The sequence below is a fragment of the Martelella sp. UBA3392 genome (assembly GCF_002358775.1).
Lineage (GTDB): Bacteria > Pseudomonadota > Alphaproteobacteria > Rhizobiales > Rhizobiaceae > Martelella > Martelella mediterranea.
Map to the genome: position 1 here is coordinate 30,570 of NZ_DEPM01000211.1, position 12,871 is coordinate 43,440.

The window sequence follows — 12,871 nt, forward strand, 5'->3', positions numbered from 1 at the left end:
TCGCAAGCCCGCCGGCGGCGAGCATCATGGCCTTGCCGCTGTTGATCGCCTCCAGAAGCGGCAAGTTGTCCCGCGTCGCGCGCGCATTGACGACATATTCCCCGTCGGAAAGCTGCGCCGGAATTTTGTCCCCGCGCGGCCCGCCCGGACCTGACACGCGGCCGCCAGCCGCCAGCCGAACCCCGCCGCCAAGCCCGGAAAGCGCGGTGAAGAACCCGCCAATGCCGGGCCCCGTCCCGAACAGCGTATCCAGCGACAAATCCAGCAGCCTGTCGCCAATCCGACCTAGTGCGTTCCCCAGCGCGTCTGCAGCGGAAGTGCCGGCGACCAGGTCGGAAATGAACCCACCCATGGCATCCTTGGAGGTGGCACGCACATCGTCGGCGGATTGCCTGAGCTTGTCATTAGCCTCGGCCGCGCGATCGGTCGCTACCGATGCAGTGGCATAGGCATCCGCGAGCGTGGCGACTGACTGGCGCAACGCGTCGGTGACTTCCAGGCCGGATTTCTGCGCTGCCGTCAAAAGATCGTGCTCGGCCTGCGCTTTCCGCAGGGCAAACCCATAATCCTCGACGAAGGGGTTCAGCCGGCCTTGCGCATCCGCTTCGGCGGCCAGCGCCGATGTCGTCTCGGCAATGCGTATCTTCAACCGCTCATAGTCGGATATCCGGTCCCTTCCTCCGGACTTCTTCTTGTCCTTATCCGATCCGTCGCCGCCGCTATCCGATCCGCCGCCACTACCGCCGCCCGGATCGGCGAAGGTCGTGGACAGGGCCTCATCAAGCTTGTTCGCCGTCATCTCCGTAAGCGTCAATTCAGCGCGAAGCTTCTTGAGGTCATCGAAGGCCGGGCTTTGCTCGATCGCCTTCTGCGTCTTCTCAAGGGCAGTGAAATCGTCCGGGAGACGGACATAGGGACCATTCCGCCGATCGCCATAGCCTCGCGCGATGTAGTCGTTATTGGTGAAAACCTGGCCGCCGACATCGGCGCGAAGATCCTTGCCCTTCTCGGCGATCGCGGACTGCTGTGTGGCGATAAGGGCGCGCTGCCGCTTCAGTTCAAGCTCGAGCAGCGACTTCTTGGCCTCGAATTCGCGCTTCGTATCGGCCACAATGCTGCTGGTGGCGGTCGTCTGCGCATCCGCCGTCTGCCGGATCGCCGCCCGATAGGCATCCTGCGCCTTCTGCACGTCGGCGATCATGCTGGTGACATGGTCCGCCGAACCGGCCTGGTCGGCAAGAGCCTGCGTGGCATCGTCCACCGCGCTGCCGAAATCACCGAAGGCAACAGCGGCGCCGGCAGCAATGCCAACGATGAGGCCGATCGGTCCAAGGCTGGCGCGGAACAGACCAGCGGCCACGGTTCCGGACTTCATTGCGGCCGTCAGCGCGCGAACGGCGATCACCGCTTCCGGCAGCGTCGCGATCATTACGGCGATGCCGCGACCGAGAAGGCCGGCTGCAAGCACGGCCGCAAGCTTCAGCGAGACATCCGCCACTTCGTCGAAGTTGTCGGCAAGCGCATTGAGCCCGGCAACAAGGCGTTGCGACGCGCTAAGGCTTTCATCCGTCTGTCCGATATAGCGCGTGAACGCATTTTCGACTTTGGTGTATCCCTGCTCGATCGTTTGCGTCGCGTTCGCCGCCATCCGCTCGACCACGGGGAAACCGCGCATGAATGCATCGAAGAACTGCCGGCCGGAAACCTCGCCCTCATTGACAAGCTGTTTGAGCTTGGAGACGGAGCCGCCGGCGGCATCGAGCCCGTTGGCGACAGCGATCAGGATCGGGCGAGCCCCCTCATTGATCGAATTGAATTCCTCAGCCTGGACGCGCGCGGACCCGAGAAGCTGACCGAGCTGCGTGAGCGCGCCAGACGCCTCTTGCGCCGACTTGCCCTCGACCCGCAGTGCGACGGCAATGCCGTCGGTGAACTGCAACAAACGCTCCTGCGATTGCTGCAAATTGTCGTTCGCCTGCGCCGCCTTTCCGAAAAGGCCTGTCAGCGCCGTGATCGGCGTCGCATTCTTTTGCGCCGATGCATATAGCGCGTCCAGCACCTCGACCTGGTTCCGGCCGACAACGCCAGCGACCGCAAGCGCGTTCTTCGCGCCGGTCCAGGCATCGGCATATTGCTGCACCTCACGGATGGACAGTGCCGAGCCGAGCGCGGTTGTCGAAAGCAGCAAGCCACGAAAGGCATTGCGCCCGAAATTCGCGAGCCGGCGATCCATCTCGGCAACGCGCCGATCGATCTTGCGCAGCTCGCGCGTCGTGACGCCGGACGCCTTGGCAAGGTTGCGCTCATAGGCCTTGACATCGGCCGAGAGTTGCACGACCAATTTTTCAAGATCGGTTGCGGGCACGAGGCTACTTTCTGATCACGGAGGGAATTCATGAAAACCACCCAGTATTTTACCGGACACGGCATTTTGGGGGTCGTATGCTGTTTTGTCGGGCCGGCGATCTTCCTGACAGGAATCTACCGGATGACCGGCAATGCCTATGGCCCCGGCACGCTCGACATGGTGTTGATGGGCATAGGCGCCTTTCTTGCGATCGCCGCCCTGCCGCTCATGCTGATCGGAAGAGAGTATTCCAGCAGGGACTAGATCCTGTCCTGCATCCAATCCCAGATTTCGTCGACGTCGTTTTCGCTGAGCTTCCCGGCCCCATCATCGGAGCTGTGCGCCTCGACGTATCCATCGATCGCCGCCTGAAATTGGAACATCGACATTGCGTTGACCTGCTGGGGGGTGAAGCCCATTACGGCGCCAGCCGCGTATATTTTTCCAACGCGGATTTTACCGCGCGGAAGGTCGTCTATGGCGTCTCTGCGGCTGGCGCTTCGGGCTCCCCCGGCGCTTCATCCGGCGCGCCGACAAGCCCGGCCATCAGTATGGCGCGCGCAAGCTCGAGGTTTTCCAGAGGGGGGCGATCGGTGACATAGCGATCGACAAGCTTCTTGGCATCCGTCGGCTTCAGCCCGCCGCCGATCAGGCCGAGGCGGATCGTTTCGGAAAGGTCGCCGACCAGCCATTGTCCGGAATTGATCCGGTCAAGCAGTGCGAACGGCCCGCAATCGACCTTCTCCTGAAGCTCGACAATCTCGCCCCAGCCAAGACGAAAACTATACTCGCCATCGGCAAAGGGCTGCCCGATCCTGGCATCACGCATCAGGTCGCCGCCGTCCAGGTTCCGGTCAGAGCGCCGTCGCTCTGCATCGAGATCGAGGCCTGAACGCGACCACCCTTTTCGGCGCTGGGCTCGAAGCTTTCGAGGTGCACCGCACCTTCCCAGAGCATCGTGCCGGTGGAATATTCGATGGAGATTTCGACGTTGATGGACTCTACCGCCTTGAAGGCGTTCCACCATGTCTCGACCGCATCGGCGGGAAGGACGCCGTCGCCGGAGACCGAGGCCGAGAGGTTCTGCACGTCGCGGCCAAGCCAGGTCGCGGCATCCGGATCGTTGCAATCCGGGAGATCGACCTCGGACAGGTTCTTCGAAAAGGTGATGGACTTCGAAGTCAAACCGCAGGGCGCGGCGAAAACCTCGGTCGGCGTCGCGCCATCGCCGAGCTTGATGAGCATCTTTCCGAAGCGCGCTGTTACGGGGGGTGCCATTGGACATCTCCATGGTTGTGCTGCCGACAGCAGCGGTTGATCAGGTTTCGATGAAAGCCGAAAACGACATGGCGGCGTGGTTGGTGACGCCATCGGGATCGCGCATCACGCGGGTGACCCGATGCTCGATCATCACCAGGGCATTGTTCGAAAGCACGATGGGAGCCTCGTGCAGATCATCGCGCACGGCGCCCGAAATCTTGCGGACTTCCGCCGATCCGAAGGCCTCGCCAGCGCCCCAGGACCATATATCGATCTGAAAGGCGATATCCTGACCGGCAATGCATTCCGCATCATCCTGCGTCGCATCGCTAGGCCCCATCGAGATATACGGCGAAGAGGGTTTCGGATCGGAAGGAACCCGGTCATAAACCCGGTTGCCGACAAACGCCGAAACAGATGCTGCCGCCTTCAGCCTGGCGATGATCGCCACATAGAGTTCATAGCCCGCGTCCATCTCAGCCGCCTTTCGCGACCTTCCGGGCTGCGTCCCGCGTCGCCTTTCTGATCTTGCGTTTCGCCGCCTTCCGGTTCGCGCGATAGGACACGTAGAAATACGGTTGCGCCGGCATCTTCACGGTCCCGAATTCAACCCACCGCGCCCAGAATGCTTCGTCACTGCCGGCATAGACCGTGATCGTGAGATCATTGCCGAGCGCCGATTTCACCACGGCGGCGATCACCGCGCCCTTCGGAACATCCTTGCCCCATGTCCAGCCGATGCTTTCCTTCAGCGCGCCGCTATCCTCCGGCACGAGGGATTTCATCATCCGGACGATATCGTCGGCCGCCTCGGCCATCGCGCCCTTGATCGCCGACTTCGCCGTCGCCGGCAACCGGTCGAGCTTGCGCTGGAGCCGCGCGCGGTTAAGGATCGTCGAACGACGGGCCATTAGTTGGGCTCACCCTCGGCCGCCAGGATTTCAATCCAGCGGTTTTCCCCATCGACATTGACCGGCGGCGCCTTGATCGCGAACACCCGGTCATTGCGCGCGTCAACGATACGCCAGTCTGCCGTCACTGCGGCGGCCTGCGCGCTGTAGCGGATGCGAACGGTATAAGGCTGGACGCCCTGCAGCCGCGAAGCCATCACGGTTTCCGTGCCCATCCGGGCAATCATCTTCGCGCGCTGAGTGAAGACGGTCGCGTATGGACCAGCAACCTCGTTGCCGAAGCCATCATCGATCGCGCCGCGCTTCTGGAAATGCAGCCGGAAGCGCAGCCCGCCGCCATCACTTTCCGGTATTGCCATTGACCTTTTCCGCCTTCTCGGCCTTGCCAGCCCGGATCGCCGCCCGCGCGCAATCACGCGTCACATTGATCGCGATACCGGGCTGATGCTTCAGCGTGACGGATTTCCGCTGCGGCGGAACCCATCGATACGGCTCGCTGAACACAACCCAGACCACGCTCAGTCCTCCACCGTCGCCAGCTCCGCAGTCGTCCCGCTCGTAAAGATCACGCCGGGAATATGCGGCAGCACATAACCGACCGGCAGACTGCCGAAATCGATCGTCCCGTCGGCCTCGCCGCAGGGGCGGTAGCTGACAGTGCCCTCAGCGGTAACGACCACGGCCTTGACGCTTTCCCCAAGTTCGGCATCGCTGCTGGAAACGTCGATAGCGCCGCCCTTGCGCCCGAACGTCATCAGCCCGGCGCCGTATTCATCTCGATTGAAACCCATGATTTTCCCCTTAAAGGCCGATGCGCCGGCGCTTGCTCAGCAACGCGCGAACGGCGATAGAGTCCGGCAATTCGGAAAGCGCCGCGTGGGACACCTCCGCGCGCACCTTGTACCAGGCCGCGACGATCATCTTCGCCGCCTGCCTGATTTCCGCCGGCACGCTGTCCGGCTGAGCGCCGTATCCGGCCGTGAACCGCACGGTGATCGTATCGTCGCGGCAATAGAGCGACGGAACGGTGAAGCTGTCGAGAAACTGAAGATATGCCCCACGCGCCGAGTTCAGCAGAATGTACTGATCTGCCGACAGGGTCCGCGACACATTATCCTGGTCAAAATAGGTCACGCTGGCAGCCGAGACATCCGGAAAGCACAGGATCATGCGCGCGCCGGTCCAGAACGAGAAATACTGCTCCCATTCCTGATTGATCAGGCATCGCCCGAGGATGCCGCCATAGCCGTCAAGGTGTTCTTCAACAGCGAGGATATAGGCCGAAATGAGATCATCATCGTCATCGAAATCAACAGCAAGATGCGCTTTGACCTCATCGAGCGTAAGGATGCGAGCGCTAGGCTCCACGATCCGTTTCGGCGTAAGATACACGATGATGCTCCCGGAAAATGAAACCCGGGCCGCGCAAGCAGCCCGGAAATTGGCCAGAACTTAAGGCGAAACGTAAGCCGCTGCTGCGACGTCGGCTCCGTCCGTAATCGGCACCCGGCGCGGACGCAGGATCGCGATGGTCTGACCATAGGCGATGTTCGCGGTCGCCGATGTCAGCACCGCCTGAACGTAGCGTTTCGACGGATTGCGGATTTCGACCTTGAGAACCTTGTCGTTCAGGCTGCCGTTACTCGAGGCTGTTGCCGTTGCGACCGCGCCATCGATCGCCGTCATTGCGGTATCGGAGTTTTCGTCGCTCTGCTCGATCGTGAGTGTGGCGACCCCGGTGAGAGCGCTGGTGACGATCGGGGTGATGAACATCACGCTCTCGTAATCGGCCATGTCGATGATCGCCGAATTCTCATCGATGGAAGAACCGGCCGCGATCGCGGCTTTGACCACCGCCGTCATGAAGTTTTCGGAAATGCTGTGCATCGCAATTTTCCTTCACGTGTCTGGATTGGAGAATGCCGGGCCGGTCGGCCCGGCTGAGCGCTCAGCCAGTTAGTTGCTGAACTTCATGAACTTGATGGCTTCGAAGTTGATGACACCGCCGCCCGTCCGCTTCGTGGTGTAGAACTTCACGTAGGGCTTGGCGGTATAAGCATCGCGCAGAACACGGATGCCCTGACGGTCAACGATCTGATAGGCTTCAGAGAAATTGCCGAAAGCCAGCGACAGGGATCCTGCCTCAAGCTTCGGCATATCCTCCGCGCGGGTAACCGGATAGCCGGCAAGCTGTTCCGGTTGTCCGGCGACCAGCGACGGCTGCCACATGTAGTTTCCGTTGCCATCCTTGAACTTGCGGATCGTCGTGATGACCTTGCGCGCGGTCATGAAACCGGCGCCCAACAGATATTCGTTCTTCACGAGACCGATCAGATCGAAAATCTTGTCAGCCGGGTTCGATCCGGCAAACGCACCGTTCGCGCCGGAAACGACATGACCGATCTTGCCCCAGTCTACACCCGAACCATCGTCTGCGGCCGTCGGATAGGAGGTCATACCCCTGATCTTGCCCTTCTTTCCCGCCACGAACTCGGCGTTTTCGAACCGGGCGAAGCGACTGGAGACCTTGCCGGTCAACCAGGCTTCGATGTCGACCGAAGAGTCATCGAGTATCTGCTGGGTCGCCTTCGGCTCGGTGTCGATCCAGAAGACGGGGATTTCCCACTTGCCGATATCAGGCGTTTTCGTGTCGCCAGAGGTTGCCTTTTCATCGGCATACTTCGCGCCGGCCTCGGCCAGGTCCTCGAGGCCCTCCAACTTGTCGGAGGAAATCGTCTGGACATTGGCGACCTGACGCATCGGCGAGCTTTCATAGACCTTGCGGACAATCCGGCCGCCTGTATCCGGCGTCACGAAATAGCCGCCATCCGCGTCAAATCCGACGGAAAGCGCCTTGATCTCTTGGGTGTCAAGCGCGTCGCGCCCGTAACGAATTTCCTTCTCGCGGGCGGCCTTGTAGGCGACATAGCCGTCTTCATCGAGCGGGTCGAAATTGCCGCGCTTGCGGTCGGCGCTATGAGCCGAAAGAATGCCGTTGAATTCCTTGAGTTCAAGCTCGCGCTTCGCCTGGTCCTCGTTGTCGGCCTTGATGCCGTGGCGATTGATCCGGGCCTCGAAATCCTCGCGCTCCTTGCGCTCGGCCTCGATTGCAGCCTCAATCGCCGCCTTGCCCTCGACCGCCGCGTCGAGGGACTTCTCGATCTTTTCAATGCGCTCTGCCGTGAGCGGATCGACGACGCCCTTCTTCTTCAGCTCGACCAGTTCCATGGCGGTCGAGTTCTTGAAGGACTCGAATGCCTCGCCCTGCTTCTCGATCAGGGACTTGATTTCGCTCATATCCATGAGGATGCTCCTAAGTTTTCAGGATATTGATGTTGCGGCGGATGAATTCCGCCAGTTCATCACCATCGTCCGGAGCATCCCGCTCGGATTTCATGGTTTTGAAGCCCCCGGCGACAAGCGCCTTGGCTTCAGTCCGGGAAAGCGGAGGCAACGTCCCGTTGCACAGCGCGCGTTCCATCTCACGAATGGTCATTTCGCCTGCTTCCGACTTGACGGAGCTGATGCTCGCAAGCTGATTGGAGGCAAACGTCACAACGGACACCTCCCACAGGTCGACCTTTTTCAGAGTGCGATATGGCTCGCTGGGCTTCTTGCCGAGGGAGAAATCCAGAGCCTTGTAGCCGATCGACATCTGATCAAGCTCGCCGGCCTTCATGGCCTCGTACACACGCTGTCCGGTCTCCGACTGCATGCCGAAGAGATGTCCGCGGACGAAGAGGCCCTTCTCGTCCTCCTCCATGTGATCCCATTTGCCGATCGGCAGCAGGTCGGAATTGGAAAACCCCATGCCGTGCTGCAGCAGCATCTTCGGCAGCTTTCCCTTGTTCTTCCAGTCGCGAAGCGTATCCCGGAAGGCGCCTTTGACGACGACATCGCCATGGCTGTCGACATTACCGAAGATCGAGCCGTAGCCTTCGAAGGTTCCCGGCTGATCACCATCGGAAAATTTGAATTCCGTCTCGATGATTGAACGGTTATGCATTTTGCCCACCTGTTCCTTGATCTGCTGGGTTCGTGACGTTCGAAGGCTGCGGAAGGCGATCCGCGTCGGGATCGTCACTGCGGTTCATCTCTTCCATCTCGCGAACGTCGTTCTGAGTTAGCCAGCCCTTCACCCCTCCGGAGCCAAGCCCGCGGGAATAATATTCAGCCCTGTCTTTGGCGGCGCCACGCATCAGAGCGTTGGGAGAGAATTTGGTGTAGTATCCGGCTCGGATTTCATCCTCAGACAGAAGGTTGTTGTCGGCGCTCTGCTCGATCCGCTCATACCAGGGCGAAAGCGTGTGAACGACATGGGCGAGAAACATCTGTTCCGAGCTTGCATAGGTAGCCGTCTTGTCCGTAAACCCGACCATGATCGGCATGACGCGGAATGCCCGGCAGACCTCCTCGACCTGATGCTTTCTGGTCTCAATCAATTGCTGATCGACGCCCGACATGCTTGTAGACATGAATTCCGCGCCGCGATCGAGGATCATCGGCTTGTTGTACCGCTTCCCGCCGATCTCGTATTCCTCCAGCCATGAGGCGAGGAACTCGTACTGTTCTTTGTTCAGCGTGTCCTTCACGCTCAGAAGCCCGCCGACCTTTGCGCCGGACTTGCCGAACTCGGCCTGGTTTTGCTCAAGCTGGATGGAGAGACCGAGAGCATCCCGCGCCAGCTTAATGACCTCCATGCCCTGCCATCCGTTCCAGGACGGTCCGCGAAGGTGCCAGATCGCCTCCGCGGGAAATACCTGTGTGTCGCCCTTGTCGGCAGAAACCTCATAGGTGAACCGGTCGAAGTCATCCTTCTTGACCTTAACCCTTTCAGGTTCGATCAGAACGAGCTCGCGGATCTTGCGGTCGCGACCGACACGGTTCACGAAGACAAACGCGTTACCGGTGAAAACCAGATGAAGGGCAAGGGTTTCCCGAAACTCGAACGCGCTCTGCCAATTGTTCGGTCGACGGTAAAGCAGTCGATACAGAGGATGATCGATTGCTTTTTCCTTGCCTGCCTCCGTCTCACGATAGAGCCTGAACGGGACCTGTGCGATGCCATCGGCGATAACCCGGCCGCAGGCCAGAGCGGTCGTCACGCCCATGGCGGTTTCGACATTGACCTTGACACCGGCCTTCGAAGCCCTTCCGCCATAGACCTCGCGGAAAAGATCGAGCGACGTCATTTTCTTTTCCGCTCCGAACAGTCGACGCAGCGGATTAGGCAGCTTCATTATCGTCTTCCCAGAAAGATTTGCCGTTTGCCGACGCGACGGGATTGCGGCTCATGATCATGACGGTATTGAACAGCGCCATGAGCGGATCGATCTTCGCCGTACCGCTCTGCGCTTTGGTGACGATCACGGCATTGCCGCGCTTTTCGACCTTGGCGTTTCCGACGCAAAACGTCATGATCCGCTGGCCGCAATGAACGAATGACCTGTTTTTCAGCTTGACCGGCACGGATTTGATCGCCGCGTTCAGGCGATAGCCCTGCGAGACGGCTTCGATATCGTCGATCTCGAAACCGGCATCGATCAGCGCGTCGATGATGCTGGCAACGCCCTCGGGGTCCATGCCGATCGCGCGCTGCTCCGGAAGCTTTCCGGCCTCGCGAAGCTGAACGCAAATATCGACGATCTCGGTGTTCGCCTCTTCCTCGAGGTTGTCGACCAGCGTCAGTTCGCCGGCATCGACAAGCTTTTGCAACTCGGGCGCAATGCTCTTGCGCAGCTTCAGGACATCCCTGTCCGCCCAGGCCTTGCCCCAGTGCTGCCAGACCTTGCTTTCGGCGTGACGACCGAGGACGGCGAGACCGAGAAGGTCGTCGAGGCCGCCGCCATCAACGCCGACAACACAAACGTCGGAAGTTTCGATGATGTCATCAAGCGAGATGTCACGCTTCGCCTGCAGCCAGTATTCAGCGCCGGCCCAAGCCCCGGTCCCGAGACCGACGCCGACCTGCACATTGAGGTGCTGCGATGCGAACAACGCCATGGCATCGGCGCCCTCGCGCTCGGCCTTGCGCATTTCATCGCGCAGATATTCGAGCGAAACCGACCGATCGAGGTTCGGGTTGACCAGCGGCCAGACGCTTTCGTCTTTCCAGGTCTCGTCTTCCTGCAGTTTCTTCGGAAGCTCGTAAAGAACTGCGAGCAACGGCAGGTCGAGCTTGCCGTCGCGAACGTCGCGCGCCTGCTGCAGCTCTCGCTCGAACTGTCCTGTCGGCGGCGTCTTCGACTGCGTCGTGATTTGCAGAAGAAACCCCTCGTCTCGCGATGCCAGGCCGCCGCGAAGCTCGACGAATATTTCTCCAGCTTTGGCCTTACTGCCAAGAACATGGGTTTCATCGACCAGGATGAAGGTGCCCTTTGAACCTGTGATGACATCGCCATCGGCCGAAAGGATCATGATCACCGCAAGCGTGTCGTGATGGGTGATCTGCTTCAGATGGCTCTGAGGCTTGAAGAGTTTCGTCAGCGTGCTGTCGAGACGGATGATGCCGAGCGCCGTTTTGAAGGCGATGCCGGCAATCCTCTGCGTCGGCGCGATCAGGATCAGTTCCGCTTCCGGTCGCTCATTCAGGATAGCGGCCGTCACGATAATGCCGGCGGCTATGGCTGATTTTCCGTTCTTCTTCGGGATCAACACGAAGAATTCGCGGATCATCCGACGCCGTTTCTCCGGATCGTAGGAGCCGAAAATCACGCGGACAAGGTCAAACACCCACTCCTCGCAGACCTCCCCGAACGTTGGCGTTCCGACGAGGTCCGGAACCTTGAGGCGTTTGAAAATCCTGAGCGCCTTTTCGGCAGGCTCATCGAAAAGCGGAAGATCCGGTATCAGAGATTCCTGTGCCAGAAGCCGCTTTTCCCAGTCGAGAACAGCCGTCGACCACGTTTTCGCGGTGGAACGGTCTACCATCGTCGACATCAGTGCTTATATCCCGGCTTCAGAAGGCCGCCCCAGCCATCCTCGCCGTCGCTGGTCGCCACAATCTGCGCGGCTTCACGGCGGGCCTTTTCCTTCTTCCCGATCTTCTCTGCCGGAACCGGCGCATCCTCGTCGCCCTGCGCATCGCGAATGACTTTCGCTGCCAGCATGCGGTCGTTCTTCTCGATCGCCTTGTCAAGTTCACGCATCGCGCCGACATTCCCTTTTTCCGCCTGTTCGAAAAGCTTCTCGAACTTCCAGGCTTCGAGACGATCGCGCTGGCTGGTTCGCTGCTTAAGTTCTGAAAAATAATACTTTTTCAGCGTCGGCAATGAACAATCGATCGCGTTTGCAATCCTGTCATTCGACCAGCCAAGAGCAAGTAACATCTTGACTTTATTACGAGATTTCCGCGTCACCTTATGAGCCGGACGGCCGCGCCTGCCAGACGGAAACGTGTCCGGATCGCCGAACAGGTCGAAATACTCGGTCATGTCGAAAAAAAAATCTCCGAATGAGAGAGCCGCCGGTTCGCGGCCGGGCGACCCTCCAGACTTTTTGCCCCCCCTGCCTCGCCTGAGCGGTCAGCCCTCGCGCCGCTCCTGCCGCTGCTTCAGGCTGTCGTGGCAGGGCTTGCAGAGCGTTTGCAGGTTGCGATCATCCCAGAACAGCCTCTGGTCGCCGCGATGCGGCCTCACGTGGTCGCAAACGAGCTTCGACAGGTTACCCTCGATGCGCCCGCAACCATCCATCTGACACTGGAACAGATCGCGCTCGAAGACCTTGAGCCGAAGCCGACCCCATCGCGCGGTCCGATACCATTTGCGCCATGGAGCCCGCGCCTCCCGCTCACGATCGTGCGAGCGACTGTCGCCAACGGACGAACCGATGCGCGGCGCCGACGACGTGATGCGCGGCGCAAGCTTCTGAAGACGACCCATGATGTCCGGTGATGCTGCGGCTATTCCGCAAAAACGAAACCCGCCGAGCGGGCTATCCGCTGGCGGGTGATTTCTGATCTTTCTCAGTGTGCTCAAGCTATGTCAACTTACTGCCGCAAATCAAGAGAAAAATGCAATGATATTTACATAGCATTATCAATCACTTGCGCCCGCCGTTCGTCCGCACTCCGCATATCCCACGGCGCGGGATCGAGCCGCGACGGCGCAATGTTGACGAAACCGAGGGTGTATTCGCACTCGCGCTCCAGCAGTTTCAGCGCCGCGATCCACACCATCCAGTCGATCCGCGCGAGGATCGCGCCGCGCAACGGCTCCGACAGCTCCCATTTGCGATAGGCGCCCTTCTTCGGGCGATGCGTCCGCCTGTCATAGCCATCCGTCTCGAATGACCGATACTGGCCAAGCGCATCCTTCTGCCGCTTCATCATGAACCATGCCGGCTTGCCCTGCCG

Annotated in this window: 18 protein-coding genes and 1 pseudogene; 1 reads left to right on the forward strand and 18 read right to left on the reverse strand. The window is 60.2% G+C overall.

What is annotated here, in order from left to right:
* Window positions 1–2,365 (reverse strand): tape measure protein (locus B4E36_RS16800; RefSeq protein WP_345900591.1); only part of this gene is annotated, 2,365 nt, incomplete at its 3' end.
* 30 nt (window positions 2,366–2,395) lie between these two features.
* Between B4E36_RS16800 and B4E36_RS16805 the strand changes: the two genes are divergently transcribed.
* A complete protein-coding gene (locus tag B4E36_RS16805) occupies window positions 2,396–2,611 on the forward strand; it encodes a hypothetical protein (RefSeq protein WP_292058032.1) in 216 nt (71 codons plus the stop codon).
* Here B4E36_RS16805 and B4E36_RS16810 read toward each other — a convergent pair.
* The 17 genes and pseudogenes from B4E36_RS16810 to B4E36_RS16890 all read right to left on the reverse strand — a co-directional run.
* Window positions 2,608–2,766: a hypothetical protein gene (locus tag B4E36_RS16810; RefSeq protein WP_345900592.1), complete on the reverse strand. Its 159-nt coding sequence runs from the start codon at window positions 2,764–2,766 to the stop codon at window positions 2,608–2,610. The genes B4E36_RS16805 and B4E36_RS16810 overlap by 4 nt on opposite strands.
* Before the next feature lie 56 nt (window positions 2,767–2,822).
* Window positions 2,823–3,176, reverse strand: a complete 354-nt coding sequence (locus B4E36_RS16815; RefSeq protein ID WP_292058035.1) for a gene transfer agent family protein — start codon at window positions 3,174–3,176, stop codon at window positions 2,823–2,825.
* Window positions 3,176–3,625 (reverse strand): phage tail tube protein, encoded by a 450-nt coding sequence (locus tag B4E36_RS16820; protein ID WP_292058037.1) that lies wholly within the window; start codon window positions 3,623–3,625, stop codon window positions 3,176–3,178. The genes B4E36_RS16815 and B4E36_RS16820 overlap by 1 nt, the downstream gene beginning before the upstream one ends.
* A gap of 40 nt (window positions 3,626–3,665) precedes the next feature.
* Entirely contained in the window at window positions 3,666–4,082 is a 417-nt protein-coding gene (locus tag B4E36_RS16825; protein ID WP_292058040.1) for a DUF3168 domain-containing protein, read from the reverse strand.
* A 1-nt stretch (window position 4,083) separates the two neighbouring features.
* A complete protein-coding gene (locus B4E36_RS16830; protein WP_292058043.1) occupies window positions 4,084–4,518 on the reverse strand; it encodes an HK97-gp10 family putative phage morphogenesis protein in 435 nt (144 codons plus the stop codon).
* Window positions 4,518–4,877: a head-tail adaptor protein gene (locus B4E36_RS16835; protein ID WP_292058045.1), complete on the reverse strand. Its 360-nt coding sequence runs from the start codon at window positions 4,875–4,877 to the stop codon at window positions 4,518–4,520. The genes B4E36_RS16830 and B4E36_RS16835 overlap by 1 nt, the downstream gene beginning before the upstream one ends.
* The gene (locus B4E36_RS16840) at window positions 4,858–5,034 is read right to left on the reverse strand and encodes a hypothetical protein (RefSeq protein ID WP_292058047.1); all 177 of its coding nucleotides are present in this window, start codon (window positions 5,032–5,034) and stop codon (window positions 4,858–4,860) included. The genes B4E36_RS16835 and B4E36_RS16840 overlap by 20 nt, the downstream gene beginning before the upstream one ends.
* A gap of 2 nt (window positions 5,035–5,036) precedes the next feature.
* Window positions 5,037–5,309: a hypothetical protein gene (locus B4E36_RS16845; RefSeq protein ID WP_292058049.1), complete on the reverse strand. Its 273-nt coding sequence runs from the start codon at window positions 5,307–5,309 to the stop codon at window positions 5,037–5,039.
* 10 nt (window positions 5,310–5,319) lie between these two features.
* Window positions 5,320–5,910: a head-tail connector protein gene (locus B4E36_RS16850; RefSeq protein ID WP_292058051.1), complete on the reverse strand. Its 591-nt coding sequence runs from the start codon at window positions 5,908–5,910 to the stop codon at window positions 5,320–5,322.
* A gap of 60 nt (window positions 5,911–5,970) precedes the next feature.
* A complete protein-coding gene (locus tag B4E36_RS16855; RefSeq protein ID WP_292058052.1) occupies window positions 5,971–6,405 on the reverse strand; it encodes a hypothetical protein in 435 nt (144 codons plus the stop codon).
* Window positions 6,406–6,474: 69 nt separating this feature from the next.
* Window positions 6,475–7,821 (reverse strand): phage major capsid protein, encoded by a 1,347-nt coding sequence (locus B4E36_RS16860; protein WP_292058054.1) that lies wholly within the window; start codon window positions 7,819–7,821, stop codon window positions 6,475–6,477.
* A 10-nt stretch (window positions 7,822–7,831) separates the two neighbouring features.
* Window positions 7,832–8,524: an HK97 family phage prohead protease gene (locus tag B4E36_RS16865; RefSeq protein ID WP_292058056.1), complete on the reverse strand. Its 693-nt coding sequence runs from the start codon at window positions 8,522–8,524 to the stop codon at window positions 7,832–7,834.
* The gene (locus B4E36_RS16870) at window positions 8,517–9,758 is read right to left on the reverse strand and encodes a phage portal protein (protein WP_292058058.1); all 1,242 of its coding nucleotides are present in this window, start codon (window positions 9,756–9,758) and stop codon (window positions 8,517–8,519) included. Before B4E36_RS16870 ends, B4E36_RS16865 begins: the two co-directional genes overlap by 8 nt.
* Window positions 9,745–11,457 carry a terminase large subunit gene (locus tag B4E36_RS16875; protein WP_292058059.1) on the reverse strand — a complete coding sequence of 571 codons (1,713 nt, stop codon included), beginning with the start codon at window positions 11,455–11,457 and terminating at the stop codon, window positions 9,745–9,747. The genes B4E36_RS16870 and B4E36_RS16875 overlap by 14 nt, the downstream gene beginning before the upstream one ends.
* Entirely contained in the window at window positions 11,457–11,951 is a 495-nt protein-coding gene (locus tag B4E36_RS16880) for an AraC family transcriptional regulator (protein ID WP_292058061.1), read from the reverse strand. The genes B4E36_RS16875 and B4E36_RS16880 overlap by 1 nt, the downstream gene beginning before the upstream one ends.
* Window positions 11,952–12,041: 90 nt before the next feature.
* Entirely contained in the window at window positions 12,042–12,398 is a 357-nt protein-coding gene (locus B4E36_RS16885; protein ID WP_292058063.1) for an HNH endonuclease, read from the reverse strand.
* Window positions 12,399–12,541: 143 nt separating this feature from the next.
* Window positions 12,542–12,871: pseudogene (locus B4E36_RS16890) on the reverse strand (hypothetical protein); the annotation flags it as partial.

What these genes read in the sequence shown, in the direction of transcription:
- B4E36_RS16805 (WP_292058032.1), top strand. Translation starts at nt 2,396, where the DNA reads ATGAAAACCACCCAGTATTTTACCGGACACGGCATTTTGGGGGTCGTA.
- B4E36_RS16810 (WP_345900592.1), bottom strand. Translation starts at nt 2,766, where the DNA reads ATGGGCTTCACCCCCCAGCAGGTCAACGCAATGTCGATGTTCCAATTT.
- B4E36_RS16815 (WP_292058035.1), bottom strand. Translation starts at nt 3,176, where the DNA reads ATGCGTGATGCCAGGATCGGGCAGCCCTTTGCCGATGGCGAGTATAGT.
- B4E36_RS16820 (WP_292058037.1), bottom strand. Translation starts at nt 3,625, where the DNA reads ATGGCACCCCCCGTAACAGCGCGCTTCGGAAAGATGCTCATCAAGCTC.
- B4E36_RS16825 (WP_292058040.1), bottom strand. Translation starts at nt 4,082, where the DNA reads ATGGACGCGGGCTATGAACTCTATGTGGCGATCATCGCCAGGCTGAAG.
- B4E36_RS16830 (WP_292058043.1), bottom strand. Translation starts at nt 4,518, where the DNA reads ATGGCCCGTCGTTCGACGATCCTTAACCGCGCGCGGCTCCAGCGCAAG.
- B4E36_RS16835 (WP_292058045.1), bottom strand. Translation starts at nt 4,877, where the DNA reads ATGGCAATACCGGAAAGTGATGGCGGCGGGCTGCGCTTCCGGCTGCAT.
- B4E36_RS16845 (WP_292058049.1), bottom strand. Translation starts at nt 5,309, where the DNA reads ATGGGTTTCAATCGAGATGAATACGGCGCCGGGCTGATGACGTTCGGG.
- B4E36_RS16855 (WP_292058052.1), bottom strand. Translation starts at nt 6,405, where the DNA reads ATGCACAGCATTTCCGAAAACTTCATGACGGCGGTGGTCAAAGCCGCG.
- B4E36_RS16860 (WP_292058054.1), bottom strand. Translation starts at nt 7,821, where the DNA reads ATGGATATGAGCGAAATCAAGTCCCTGATCGAGAAGCAGGGCGAGGCA.
- B4E36_RS16865 (WP_292058056.1), bottom strand. Translation starts at nt 8,524, where the DNA reads ATGCATAACCGTTCAATCATCGAGACGGAATTCAAATTTTCCGATGGT.
- B4E36_RS16870 (WP_292058058.1), bottom strand. Translation starts at nt 9,758, where the DNA reads ATGAAGCTGCCTAATCCGCTGCGTCGACTGTTCGGAGCGGAAAAGAAA.
- B4E36_RS16875 (WP_292058059.1), bottom strand. Translation starts at nt 11,457, where the DNA reads ATGTCGACGATGGTAGACCGTTCCACCGCGAAAACGTGGTCGACGGCT.
- B4E36_RS16880 (WP_292058061.1), bottom strand. Translation starts at nt 11,951, where the DNA reads ATGACCGAGTATTTCGACCTGTTCGGCGATCCGGACACGTTTCCGTCT.
- B4E36_RS16885 (WP_292058063.1), bottom strand. Translation starts at nt 12,398, where the DNA reads ATGGGTCGTCTTCAGAAGCTTGCGCCGCGCATCACGTCGTCGGCGCCG.